At 72.3% G+C, this 12,422-nt stretch carries 10 protein-coding genes; 4 read left to right on the top strand and 6 right to left on the bottom strand.

What is annotated here, in order from left to right; translation table 11 throughout:
- Positions 1-2 precede the first annotated feature (2 nt).
- From purM to ABZ444_RS45330, 4 genes are all read right to left on the bottom strand, one after another.
- Positions 3-1,028, bottom strand: a complete 1,026-nt coding sequence (gene purM, locus ABZ444_RS45345; RefSeq protein WP_358010441.1) for a phosphoribosylformylglycinamidine cyclo-ligase — start codon at positions 1,026-1,028, stop codon at positions 3-5.
- On the bottom strand, positions 1,025-2,461 hold the full coding sequence (purF, locus tag ABZ444_RS45340; RefSeq protein WP_352320467.1) for an amidophosphoribosyltransferase: 1,437 nt from the start codon (positions 2,459-2,461) through the stop codon (positions 1,025-1,027). Before purF ends, purM begins: the two co-directional genes overlap by 4 nt.
- 51 nt (positions 2,462-2,512) lie before the next feature.
- Positions 2,513-3,259 (bottom strand): SDR family NAD(P)-dependent oxidoreductase, encoded by a 747-nt coding sequence (locus tag ABZ444_RS45335; protein WP_358010440.1) that lies wholly within the window; start codon positions 3,257-3,259, stop codon positions 2,513-2,515.
- Positions 3,260-3,350: 91 nt separating this feature from the next.
- On the bottom strand, positions 3,351-3,758 hold the full coding sequence (locus ABZ444_RS45330) for a MarR family transcriptional regulator (RefSeq protein ID WP_358010439.1): 408 nt from the start codon (positions 3,756-3,758) through the stop codon (positions 3,351-3,353).
- A gap of 142 nt (positions 3,759-3,900) precedes the next feature.
- Here ABZ444_RS45330 and ABZ444_RS45325 point away from each other — a divergent pair, with 142 nt between their 5' ends.
- Positions 3,901-5,733, top strand: a complete 1,833-nt coding sequence (locus ABZ444_RS45325; protein ID WP_358010438.1) for a DUF4190 domain-containing protein — start codon at positions 3,901-3,903, stop codon at positions 5,731-5,733.
- On the opposite strand, the gene ABZ444_RS45320 is transcribed toward ABZ444_RS45325, so the two are convergent.
- Entirely contained in the window at positions 5,730-6,152 is a 423-nt protein-coding gene (locus ABZ444_RS45320; RefSeq protein WP_357986936.1) for a sterol carrier family protein, read from the bottom strand. The two genes, ABZ444_RS45325 and ABZ444_RS45320, sit on opposite strands and share 4 nt — an antisense overlap.
- 240 nt (positions 6,153-6,392) lie before the next feature.
- Between ABZ444_RS45320 and ABZ444_RS45315 the strand changes: the two genes are divergently transcribed.
- The gene (locus ABZ444_RS45315) at positions 6,393-8,372 is read left to right on the top strand and encodes a PhoX family phosphatase (protein ID WP_358010437.1); all 1,980 of its coding nucleotides are present in this window, start codon (positions 6,393-6,395) and stop codon (positions 8,370-8,372) included.
- A 55-nt stretch (positions 8,373-8,427) separates the two neighbouring features.
- Complete coding sequence (locus ABZ444_RS45310) at positions 8,428-10,308, top strand: ABC transporter ATP-binding protein (RefSeq protein WP_358010436.1); 1,881 nt, start codon at positions 8,428-8,430, stop codon at positions 10,306-10,308.
- On the opposite strand, the gene ABZ444_RS45305 is transcribed toward ABZ444_RS45310, so the two are convergent.
- On the bottom strand, positions 10,269-11,690 hold the full coding sequence (locus ABZ444_RS45305; RefSeq protein WP_358010435.1) for an MFS transporter: 1,422 nt from the start codon (positions 11,688-11,690) through the stop codon (positions 10,269-10,271). The two genes, ABZ444_RS45310 and ABZ444_RS45305, sit on opposite strands and share 40 nt — an antisense overlap.
- Positions 11,691-11,763: 73 nt before the next feature.
- Here ABZ444_RS45305 and ABZ444_RS45300 point away from each other — a divergent pair, with 73 nt between their 5' ends.
- The gene (locus ABZ444_RS45300; RefSeq protein ID WP_358010462.1) at positions 11,764-12,417 is read left to right on the top strand and encodes a TetR family transcriptional regulator; all 654 of its coding nucleotides are present in this window, start codon (positions 11,764-11,766) and stop codon (positions 12,415-12,417) included.
- The last annotated feature ends 5 nt before the right edge of the window (positions 12,418-12,422 follow it).

Here is a 12,422-nt window from a genome sequence, read left to right as displayed (position 1 = left end):
GGTCAGCGGTAGCGGGCCTGGCCCGAGCCCTGGACGATCTCGCCCAGCACCCACGCGTCGAGACCGCGCTCGCCGAGCAGCCGGATCGCCTCGTCGGCCGAGCCGGGCGCCACCACGGCCGCCATGCCCACGCCGAGGTTGAACGTACGGTCCATGTCCTGCTGGGCGATCTGCCCGTGCCCGGCCAGCACGCCGAAGATCGCCGGCGGGGTCCAGGACGACCGGTCGAGCAGCGCGTCGAGGTGGCCGGGCAGCGACCGCGACAGGTTGGCCTCCAGGCCGCCGCCCGTGATGTGCGCGAAGGCGTGCACCTCGGTCGTGCGGGCCAGGTGGAGGCAGTCGAGCGAGTAGACGCGGGTCGGCTCCAGCAGTTCCTCGCCGAGCGGACGGCCCAGCTCGGGCAGCACCACGTCGAGCGACAGCGACGCCTCGCGCAGCACGTGCCGCACCAGCGAGTAGCCGTTGGAGTGGATGCCGGAGGAGGCCAGCGCGAGGACCACGTCGCCCTCCCGGACCCGGTCGGGGCCCAGCATGGCGTCGGCCTCGACCACGCCGGTGCCGGCTCCGGCCAGGTCGTACTCGTCGGGGCCCATGGCGCCGGGGTGCTCGGCGGTCTCGCCGCCGACCAGCGCCGCGCCGGCCAGCCGGCAGCCCTCGGCCACGCCGCCGACGATCTCGGCGACGCGCTCGGGCACGACCTTGCCCACGGCGATGTAGTCGGTCATGAACAGCGGCTCGGCGCCGCAGACCACGAGGTCGTCGAGGACCATGCCGACCAGGTCGATGCCGATCGTGTCGTGCTTGCCGTAGCGCTGGGCGATCATGACCTTGGTGCCCACGCCGTCGGTGGAGGAGGCGAGCAGCGGACGCCGGTAACGCAGCAGCGCCGAGGCGTCGAAGAGCCCGGCGAAGCCGCTGGCGTCGTCGACCACCTCCGGCCGGCGGGCCCGCGCCACCTTGTCCTTCATCAGGGTGACGGCGCGCTCGCCCGCCTCGATGTCGACGCCGGCGGCCTCGTAGGTACTCACGCTTTGCTCTCCAACACGAACTTGCCCACGTTGTCCTGGTCGATGGGGATCGGGTACGAGCCGTCGAAGCAGGCCCGGCAGAGCCGTCCGGCGGGGATGGTGGTGGCCTTGGTCAGGCCCTCCAGGGAGATGTACCCCAGCGAGTCGGCGCCCAGCGAGGCCCGGATCTCCTCGACCGACAGCGAACCGGCGATCAGCTCGGCGCGGGTCGCGAAGTCGATGCCGTAGAAGCACGGCCAGGCCACGGGCGGCGAGGAGATGCGGACGTGCACCTCACGCGCCCCCGCCTCGCGCAGCATCTTGACGATGGCCCGCTGGGTGTTGCCGCGCACGATCGAGTCGTCGACGACCACCAGGCGCTTGCCCGCGACGACCTCGCGCAGCGGGTTGAGCTTGAGCCGGATGCCGAGCTGGCGGATGGTCTGCGAGGGCTGGATGAACGTGCGGCCCACGTAGGAGTTCTTCACCAGGCCCTGGCCGTAGGGGATGCCGCTCTCCTCGGCGTAGCCGACGGCGGCCGGGGTGCCGGACTCGGGCGTGGGGATGACCAGGTCGGCCTCGACCGGGTGCTCGCGGGCCAGCACGCGGCCGACCTCGACCCGGGTGACCTGCACGCCGCGGCCCGCGATCGTGGTGTCGGGGCGGGCGAGGTAGACGTACTCGAACAGGCAGCCCTTGGGGTCGGGCAGGGCGAAGCGGCGGGACCGGACGCCGTCCTCGTCGATGGTGAGCAGCTCGCCGGGCTCGATCTCGCGGACGAACGTGGCGCCCACGATGTCGAGGGCCGCCGTCTCCGAGGCCACCACCCAGCCGCGCTCCAGGCGGCCCAGGACCAGCGGGCGGATGCCCTGCGGGTCGCGGGCCGCGTAGAGCGTCTTCTCGTCCATGAACACCAGCGAGTACGCGCCCTTGACCTGCGGCAGCAGCTCGGCCGCGGAGTCTTCGATGGAACGCGTGCGATCCTGGGCGAGCAGCGAGGCGAGGACCTCGGTGTCGGTGGTCGCCCGGGTGGAGCCGGGGGCCAGGCGCTCGGCCAGCTCCGGCGTGTTGATCAGGTTGCCGTTGTGGGCGAGCGCGAGCCCGCCGACCTCGGTGGAGCTGAGGGTCGGCTGCGCGTTCTCCCACACGCTCGAACCCGTGGTGGAGTATCGGCAGTGGCCGATCGCCAGGTGGCCGCGGAGGGTGCCCAGCACCGACTCGTCGAAGACCTGGGCCACCAGGCCCATGTCCTTGTAGACGAGGATGCGGCTGCCCTCGCTGACCGCGATGCCCGCGGACTCCTGGCCGCGGTGCTGCAACGCGTACAGCCCGTAGTAGGTGAGTTTGGAAACTTCCTCGCCTGGTGCCCAGACGCCGAAGACACCACAAGCGTCTTTGGGTGCGCGGTCGTGGGGGTCCAGGTCATGGCCGAGCCGGCCGTCGCCCTTCAGCACATGCCTCAGTTTAGGTTGCGGGCCTCCGTGCTCGCACACCCGGGTGCTTGATCAGCCGGCGTGGGAGGATCTGCCGGCGTTGGATCCGTCGCGGACGAACTCTCCGGTGACGTTGCGGTTCGCCGCCGATCCGAGGAAATGGATCAGCGCCGCCATGTCGTCGGCGGTCGAGAGCCGGCGGCTCGGCGTGCGGGCCGCGATCCGGTCGAGGGCCTCCTGGGTGACCGGGCGCTCGGCCTCGGTGATCGTGAGCCCGGCCACGGCCACGTTGACCAGCACGCCGTCCCGGCCGGCCTCCCAGGCCAGGGCGCGGGCCATGCCGTGCAGGGCCATCTTGGCGGTGCCGTACGGGCCGGGGCCCGGCTGGCCCTCCTCGGCGGCGCCCGAGGAGACGAAGACGATCCGCCCGAAGCCGTTCTGTCGCATTCCTGGCAGTACGGCCTGGACGAGCAGGGCGTTGCCGACGACGTTCGCGTGCAGGGCGGCCGTCCATTCGGCGGCGGGGACGTCCTCGAAGCTCATGCTGTTGGGCATTATCGTGCCCCAGCGGACGGCGTTGAGCACGAGGGCGTCCACCGGGCCCGCCTGGGCGGCGGCGGGCGCGATGGTGGCGTGGTCCTCCAGGTCCAGGTGGACGGCCGCCGCCTGGCCGCCCGCCTCCTCGATGCGCTTGACGACCTCTGCGGCGCGGCCGGGACCGGTGTTGTAGGTGATGGTGACCCGCGCGCCGGCCCTGGCGTAGGCGAGCGCGGTGGCGGCGCCGATGCCGGAGGAGCCGCCGGTGATGAACGCGTGCATGGGTGTGCCTCTCTTGATTAGCCGACTAATTAGCCAGCTAAGTCCCTACGGGTGTCTGGAGGCAAGGGGGTTTCGCTCTTGGTGAAGAGGATTACTGGGGGATGGCGCGTACGAGGCGGGACAGCAGGGCGCGTTCGGTGTCGTCCAGGCCGTGCTGGAGTTCTTCGTCGGTCCTGGCCCAGATCGCCTCGACCGGTTCGCGCAGCGCCCTGCCTGCCTCCGTCAGGTGGACGCGGCCCACCCGCGGGCGGTCGGGGTCGGGGGAGCGGTGGACGAGGCCGGCGCGTTCGAGGCGCTGGAGGGTCTTGGTGACGGTCGGCGGCTCCACGCCCAGCCGGGCGATCAGCTCGCCCTGGGTCAGGCCGTCCTGCCGCCACAGCTGGTTGAGCAGCAACTCCTGGCCCACGTGCAGGCCCAGTGGCGCCAGGGCGGCGGCCATCCGGTTGCGGTGGGTCTTCATGACCATGATCAGGGCGTACGTCAGGGTCTCGTCCAGCATGCACTCATCTTGCCCGCCGCCTGCCGCTTTGGCGCATGGAGACCCAAGGATGGCGCCCGTCTTACCGTGTCGTGCGCTTTAGCCGATGCCCTCCGCGAAAAGGTGAAGTATCCGGCATGCAGACCCGTCGGGAGACGCAGACGTGACCACACCTGGGGACCCCAACGAACCCCGCGAGGGGCAGGACCCGCAGCACCGCGAAGGCCACCCCCACGAGGGCCGGCCCGAATCCGCGCCGCCGCGGCACACGCCCGAATGGTGGCGGGAGGGGACGGCCGAGGAGGAGCCGGCGGCGCCCGAGGAGGAGCCGCCGGAGATCGGGCCGTACGAGGGCGGGCCGACGAGCAACGAGTGGAGCCCGAGCGAGTGGGCCGTCGGCGGCCCGCCAGGCGCGGGGCCGACCGGCGGCGCGGGAACCCCGGAGGGATGGACCGCTCCCGACCACGAGCACGCCCCTGGCCACGCGGGCACGTCTGGGCACGCGGACACGCCGAAGGGCGCGGCCCCCGGCGAAGGCGCCGGTCCCGGAGGGGGAGGCCGACCGGGCGGCGGGCGGCACGAGGGTGAACGGCCCGGTGAGCGGCCCGGTGAACAGTCTGGTGAGCCGGCCGGGGGTGGGCGGTGGGCGGATGAGTGGCCGTTCGAGGAGGAGCGGGAGGGCGAGGAGCCGATCGCGCCCGCGCCGCCCGTGGTGCCACCGCCGCCACCGGACGTGCCACCGTCGCACGAGCCCAGGCCCGGCGGCCGTCCCGACCATCCGGACCTGCCCACCTCGCCCGAGACGCCGGGACCGGCCGAGGGCGGCGCGGGCAGGACGCGGTGGTCCGGCGGGGACGCCGAGGAGACGCAGGTCTATCCGGTGCCCGGCGGCACCCCGGCCTATCCGGGCTGGGGCACGCAGCCGGACGAGGAACCGAGCCGCCCCGCGCCCTCCCGGTACGAATACGGCGACGTGCCCACCTTCGAGCCCCCGGCCACCGGCACCCACGCGGCCAGGGGCCCCGAGGAGCCGGGCGCCCGGCCGGGCGGTGCGGAGGGCGGTACGGAGGGTGCTGAGGGGGCCGGGGGCACCGGAGGCGCGCCGGGCTTCCGGAGCCCGGCGGGCGAGGGCATGCCGGGCGAGGCAGGCGCCCCTGCCCCAGGAGGCACCGAAGGCCCAGGAGGCGCCGCCGGCACAGGCCGTTCCGCGGGCGCGGGAGGCGTGACGCCGGGCGCCGGGGGCGCGGGCGTGCCACCAGGACGGCCTGGAGCGCCGTACGGCGACGAGGGAGCCTATGGCGGGCCTGGAACGCGGCACGGGGGTGAGGGGGCCTATGGCGGGCCTGGAGCGCCGTACGGGGGCGAGGGGGCCTACGGCGGTCCCACGGCGTCCGGTGGCGAGGGAGCCTACGGCGGTCCCACGGCGTCCGCTGGCGGTCCCACGGCACCCGGTGGGGCCTATGGCGGGCCGGCGTCCGGCGGCGGGGGTGAAGGGGCCTATGGGGGGCCGGCGGCGTCGGGGGTGCCCTTTGAGGCGCCTCCCGGCCCGTACGAGACCGGCGGCCGGGACGCGTCCGTCCCCGGCACCACCCCCTCCAGCCCCTACGGCGGCCCGCCCGGTTACGGCCCGCCACCGGGAGCCCCCGCCTACGGTCAGTACGGCCCCTACGGCGCCCAGCCGCCCACGCAGCCGGGCAGCGGCCTCGCCACCGCCTCGCTGGTGCTGGGCGTGGCCAGCCCGTTCCTGGTGTTCGTCTGCTTCACCGGCGTGCTCACCGCGATCCTGTCGATCGTCTTCGGCTGTGTGGCGCTCGCCAAGCGCGTGGGCAGGGGCCGGGCCATCGCCGGGATCGTGATCAGCGCGCTGTCGCTGGTGTTGTTCGCGATCGTCGCGATCTGGTTCTGGAAGGTGGTCCAGGAATGCGGCCAGCTTCCCGGCCAGCTCGCCGACCAGTGCTTCGAGAGCAAGTTCCCCTGGATGGGCAGGGGCCGCTAGAGCGGCAGGTGGGCTGACAGGTCGGCGCGGGAGCCGCTGGCCGCGACCGAGCCCCTGGCCACGGCCTCGTCCCAGGTCAGCCGGCCGAGCGCGAGCTCCAGCCAGGTGCGGGCATCGGTCTCCACCACGTTCGGCGGCGTGCCGCGGGTGTGGCGGGGGCCGGGGACGGCCTGGACGGCCGCGTAAGGAGGCACGCGCACCTCGACCGTACGGCCGGGAGCCGCGGTGGCCAGCTTCTCCAGCAGGTGGCGCACCGCCTGCCTGGCCGCGTCGCGCTCGGGGGCGAGCCCGCGGTCGTAGGCGGTCAGCACCGCGGCGACCAGGGCGTCGGGCAGGGCCGAGGCGGGGCCGTCGTAGGGCGGTTCGTCGAGGGCGACGAGCTGGCCGTCGAGGGCGGCGCGCAGCTTCTCCGGGTCCATCTTGCGTGGTGGCACGGGCCCATTGTCTCGCGGCAAGCGTTCATCGGGACGGAGGTCGTCGTTCACCCCGGGTTTCGTTGACGACCGTAACGTCCCCGCCGTACGAACGCGCACATATCTGGAGGACCTGTGGCGAACCCTGAGGCGGGGCGGCTGCTGCCGCTGCTTTCCACCCCGCACAAAGGTGGCCGATCCGCTCTGACCTGTCAGTTCCGTTGCGGGAACGCGTGCGCGCACGACGTGGCCAACACGACGGGCAACGCCTACTTCGGCGACGTGGTGAAGGAGGCGATGTCGCGCCGCGGCGTGCTGCGCGCGGGCGCGCTCGGCGCGCTGGTGGCGGGCGTGGGCGTGGCGGGCGCGGTCCCGGCGTTCGCCGACGAGCCCGCGGCCGAGACCGCGGCCGAGACCGCCGCCGCGCCGGTCGCGGAGGGCCTGCGCGGCCGGAGCGGGATCGCCTTCACCCCGGTGCCGCCGAACAAGGACGACGCGCTGCGCATCCCCGACGGCTACAACTCCTCCGTGGTCGTGCGCTGGGGTGACCCGGTGCTGCCCGACGCGCCGGCCTTCGACTTCGGCAACCAGACGGCCGACGCCCAGAACAAGCAGTTCGGCTACAACTGCGACTACGTGACGTTCTTCCCGATGGGCCACAACCGCGGCCTGCTGTGGGTGAACCACGAGTACACCGACGAGAACCTGATGTTCCGCGGGTACACGGGCGGCGCGGCCGCGACCGAGGAGCAGATCAAGATCGCGCTGGCCGCGCACGGCGGTTCGGTCGTGGAGATCGAGCGGGCGCACGGCACCGGCGAGTGGAAGCTCACCACCAAGGGCCGCCGCCGCTACAACCGGCGCGTCACCGCGCAGACGCCGATGCGCTTCTCCGGCCCCGCCGCCGGTCACGCCCTGCTCAGGACGGCCGCCGACCCCAAGGGCCTGGCGCCGGTCGGCATGCTGAACAACTGCTCGGGCGGTTCCACCCCGTGGGGCACGGTCCTGACCGCCGAGGAGAACTTCGACCAGTACTTCGTCAACGGCGACAAGGTCCCCGAGGCGCAGCGGCCGTACATCTCGCGTTACACGATCACGACGGGCACCCCGGCGAGCAGCCGCCGTTTCGACCGGGTCGAGGAGCGCTTCGACCTGGCCAAGCACCCGAACGAGGCCAACAGGTTCGGGTGGATCGTGGAGATCGACCCGTTCGACCCCGACTCCACGCCGATCAAGCGCACCGCGCTCGGCAGGTTCAAGCACGAGGCCGCCAACACCACCCTGGCCAGGGACGGCCGCCTGGTCGTCTACATGGGTGACGACTCGCGCTTCGAGTACATCTACAAGTTCGTCTCCAAGAACCGGTACATCCCCGGCTTCGACCGCCACAACCGCACCCTGCTGGACGAGGGCACCCTGTACGTCGCCAAGTTCACCGGCGACAGCCCGGCCGCCGAGATCGACGGCTCCGGCAAGCTGCCCTCCGACGGGCTGTTCGACGGCTCCGGCGAGTGGCTCCCGCTGGTGTCGGGCGACAGGTCGTACGTGGACGGCATGACCGCCGCCGAGGTGCTGATCTACACGCGAACGGCGGCCGACAGGGTCAAGGGCGGCGCGACCAAGATGGACCGTCCGGAGGACATGGAGCGCAACCCGGTCACCGGCGGCGTCTACATGGCTCTGACCAACAACTCCAACCGCACCGCCGCCCAGGTGGACGAGGCCAACCCGCGCCCGTCCAACAAGCACGGTCACATCCTGGAGGTGGCCGAGCGGCGCAACGACGCGGGCGAGACCACCTTCGCCTGGTCGCTCCCGCTCATCTGCGGCGACCCGAACGACCCCGCGACCTACTTCGCCGGCTTCGACAAGACCAAGGTCTCGCCGATCTCGTGCCCGGACAACGTGACGTTCGACGCCGACGGCAACCTGTGGATCTCCACCGACGGCAACCAGCTCGGCAGCAACGACGGCCTGTTCGTCATGCCGGTACGCGGCTCCGACCGCGGCCACCTGCGCCAGTTCCTCACGGTCCCGCTCGGCGCGGAGACCTGCGGCCCGCTGGTGACCGAGGACCAGAAGAGCGTGTTCGTGGCCGTGCAGCACCCGGGCGAGATCGACGGCGCGACCCCGGACAACCCGGCCAGCCGCTGGCCCGACGGCGACCAGCCGCGCCCGTCGGTCGCGGTGGTCTGGCACGGCAGGGGGAGGAAGATCGGCAGCTGATCACCGGCGGAAACCAGTTGACCTCAAGTTAACTTGAGGAAATAGTCTCCCACGCATGAGCATGGAAGTGACCGCCTGGCATCAGCTTTACTCGATGAACAACCGGCCGGAGCGTCGCCCGCTGAACAGGGCGACGCTTCGGCGTATCGGCGGGTTCGCCCGTCCCCACCGCCGCAGGATCGTGCTGTTCCTGCTGCTCAGCGTGGTGCTGGCAGGTTTGGCCGTGGTGTCGCCGCTGCTCGCGGGGCGGGTGGTCGACGCGATCTTCAACAGTGAGCCGCTCGGCGTGGTGGTCGTGGTCGCGCTGCTGATCGCCGGCCTGGCGCTCGCCGAGGCCGGGCTCGGCCTGCTGAACCGCTGGCAGTCGGCCACCATCGGCGAAGGGCTGATCCTCGACCTGCGCACTTCGGTCTTCGACCATGTGCAGCGGATGCCGGTCGCGTTCTTCATGCGCACGCGTACCGGGGCGCTGGTGAGCCGGTTGAACAACGACGTGATCGGCGCGCAGCGGGCCTTCACCGACACCTTGTCCAGCGTGGCGGGCAACCTGGTGCAGCTCGTGCTGACGCTCACCGTGATGATCGGCATCTCGTGGCAGATCACGCTGCTCGCGCTGCTGCTCCTGCCGGTGTTCGTGCTGCCCGCGCGGCGGATGGGCGTCCGGATCGCGCGGCTGCGTCGCGAGGCCGCCGACCACAACGCCGCCATGGGCACCCAGATGACCGAGCGGTTCTCGGCGCCGGGCGCGACGCTGGTGAAGCTGTTCGGCCGTCCGGCGCGCGAGTCCGCCGAGTTCGCCGCGCGGGCGCGGCGGGTGCGTGACATCGGCGTGCGCTCGGCCATGAACCAGTCGGTGTTCGTCACGGCCCTGACCCTGGTCTCGGCGCTCGCACTGGCCCTCGTCTACGGCCTCGGCGGCTTCTACGCCCTGCGCGACCAGCTCGAACCCGGCGCGGTGGTCTCGCTGGCCCTCCTGCTGACCCGCCTGTACGCGCCCCTGACCGCCCTGGCCAGCGCCCGGGTGGACGTGATGAGCGCCCTGGTCAGCTTCGAGCGCGTCTTCGAGGTGCTCGACCTCAAGCCGCTGATCCAGGAGCGCGCGGACGCCCGCGAGGTCCCCGAGGGCCCGGTCACGGTCGAGTTCGACGACGTGCGCTTCGCCTACCCCGCCGCCGACAAGGTGTCGCTGGCCTCGCTGGAGGAGGTCGCCACGCTGGACTCGCGGGGCGGCGAGGAGGTGCTGCACGGGATCTCGTTCACGGCCCTGCCGGGCCAGATGGTGGCGCTGGTGGGCTCCTCGGGGGCCGGCAAGTCCACGATCGCCCAGCTGCTGCCCAGGCTGTACGACGTCGACTCCGGCGCGGTCCGCATCGGCGGCGTGGACGTACGGGACCTGACCTTCGACGCCGTCCGCGACACCCTCGGCATGGTCACCCAGGACGGCCACCTCTTCCACGAGACGATCAGGGAGAACCTGCTGCTGGCCAGGCCCGCGGCGAGCGAGGAGGAGATCTGGGACGCCCTGACCAGGGCCCGGCTGCGGACGCTGATCGAGTCGCTGCCCGACGGCCTGGACACGGTGGTCGGCGAGCGCGGCTACCGGTTGTCCGGCGGCGAGCGCCAGCGGCTGACGATCGCCCGGCTCCTGCTGGCCAGGCCGCGCGTGGTGATCCTGGACGAGGCCACCGCCGCGCTCGACTCCACCTCCGAGGCCGCCGTGCAGGAGGCCCTGGGGGAGGCGCTGGCGGGCCGGACCGCCGTGGTGATCGCGCACCGGCTGTCCACCGTACGGGCGGCCGACCAGATCCTGGTGATCGAGGACGGCCGCGTGGCCGAACGGGGCACGCACGCCGAACTGCTGGCCATGGGCGGCCGCTACGAGGAGCTGTACCGCACTCAGTTCGACGAGCCGACGGTCGCGGGGGCGGTGGCCTGAGGCTCGTCCGTCACCGGCGGGCGGCGGGACGGGCGCAGCGCGTACAGGCCGAGCGGGACGGCGGCCAGCACGATCACCGCCGCGATGACGAGCGTGAACTGGTAGGCGTCCAGGAAGGCGGCCAGCGGGGGCCGGTCGCTCCCGCTCTGGCGGGAACTGAGGATCGCGCCCAGCACGGTGATGCCGAGCAGCCCGAACACCTCGCGCGAGACGTTCAGCACGCCCGAGGCCACGCCGGCCCTGTCCTTGGGCAGGCCGCCGAGGATCGCCGAGGTCAGCGGCACCAGCAGGCCGCCGCCGAGGCCGTAGAGCAGGAACCAGGGGGCGACGTCGGCGTAGTCGCCGTCGGCCCCGACGCCGGAGATCAGGTAGATCGCCGCGCCCATGAGCGCCATGCCGAGCGCCACCGTGCGGCCGGTGCCGAGCCGCGCGGAGATCCGCTGCGACGTGATGGCGACGACCGCCATGACCAGCGCCATCGGCACGAACGCCAGGCCGGCCTGCGTGGGGGAGAAGCCGAGCACGTTCTGCAGCCACAGGGCGCTGAAGAAGTAGATGCCGAACACGCCGAACGACCAGATGCCCATGGTCAGCGCGCCGCCGCTGAACACCCGTGAGCGGAAGAGCGACAGGTCGATCATCGGGCGCTCGGACCGCGTCTCGACCAGCGCGAACGCCACGGCGGCCGCCGCCGCGAGCCCGAACGCGGCCAGGATCTCGGCCGACGTCCATCCGGCGCGGTCGCCCTCGATGAGCGCGTAGGTGAGGGAGACCAGCGCGAGCGCCGAGGTGGCCAGGCCGGGCAGGTCGAGCCGGTGCCGCCGGCGGGTGAAGGCGGGCCGGACCGCCCACAGGGCCAGGCCGAAGGTGGCGATCCCGATCGGCACGTTGATCAGGTAGATCCAGCCCCAGTGCAGGTGCTCGCTGATGAAACCGCCGGCCGCCGGGCCGAGCGCCATGGACAGGGCCCCGGACGCGCTCCAGATGCCCACGGCCCTGCCGCGCTCACCGGGCTCGGGGAAGATCTGGCTGATCAGCGTGAGCGACGTGGGCGTGAGCAGCGCCGCCCCCACGCCCTGGACGGCCCGCGCCGCGATCAGCGCGCCGCCCGAGGTGGCCAGCCCGGCGCCCAGCGAGGCCGCGGTGAAGACGGAGAGCCCGGCGAGGAACACCACACGGGCCCCGAACAGGTCCGCGAGCCGGCCGCCGACCAGCATGAGCCCGGCGAAGACCAGGATGTACGAGCTCACGATCCACTCCAGCCCGGAGATGGTCAGCCCGAGCTCCCGCTGGATCGTCGGCAACGCGACGTTCCCCACGTTGTTGTCGAGATAGGTCATGAAGGTGCCCAATGTCACGGCACCCAGCGCCCACCATCGCATGTCGCAACCCTCCTATACGCCGTACTTGTACGTCGTATAGTTCAACTTGTACGACGTATAGTTGTCAACCGTGATGGGAAAACTGGCCGCGCGGGCCATCGCCGAGCGGGCGCTGGAGATCGGCGACACCGAGGGGCTCGACGCCGTGACGATCCGTCGTCTGGCGACCGACCTGGGCGTGACACCGATGGCCCTCTACTGGCACTTCAAGAACAAGGACCAGCTCCTGGTCGGCATGGCCGACCACCTGATCGGCGGCTTCGTGCCGCCGCCGGCCGACGAGCGGCCCTGGCAGGAGCAGCTCCGCGACCTGACCCAGGGGCTCATCAGGACCCTGCGCACCCATCCCTGCGCCAAGAACGTCATCGAGCAGATCGACCCGATCTCCGTCCCCAACTTCCTGGTCGTCTGGGACAAGGCGCTGGGCCTGGCCCGTACGGCCGGGTTCGACGTGGAGGAGAGCTGCCTGATCACCAAGTACCTGCTGCAGAGCGCCCTGTCGATCGCGGACGCGCCCGTGCACTTCAAGGCCGGCCGGACCGGCGAGGAGATCGCCGAGATGGTCAGGGTCAAGCGGGCCGGCCTCCAGTCGCTGCCGCCCGAGAGGTACCCGCACCTGGTCGAGATGGCCTCACCGCTGGTCGCGGGCGCCGACCCGGCCTTCTACGACTCCTTCGGCGTCGATCTCGTGCTGCGCGGCATCGAGGCGCTGGCCGCCGGACGTTAAGGTCG

The sequence above is a fragment of the Nonomuraea sp. NPDC005730 genome (assembly GCF_040630865.1).
In the GTDB taxonomy this organism is placed as follows: domain Bacteria; phylum Actinomycetota; class Actinomycetes; order Streptosporangiales; family Streptosporangiaceae; genus Nonomuraea.
This window is presented reverse-complemented; position numbering and strand designations above follow the sequence as displayed.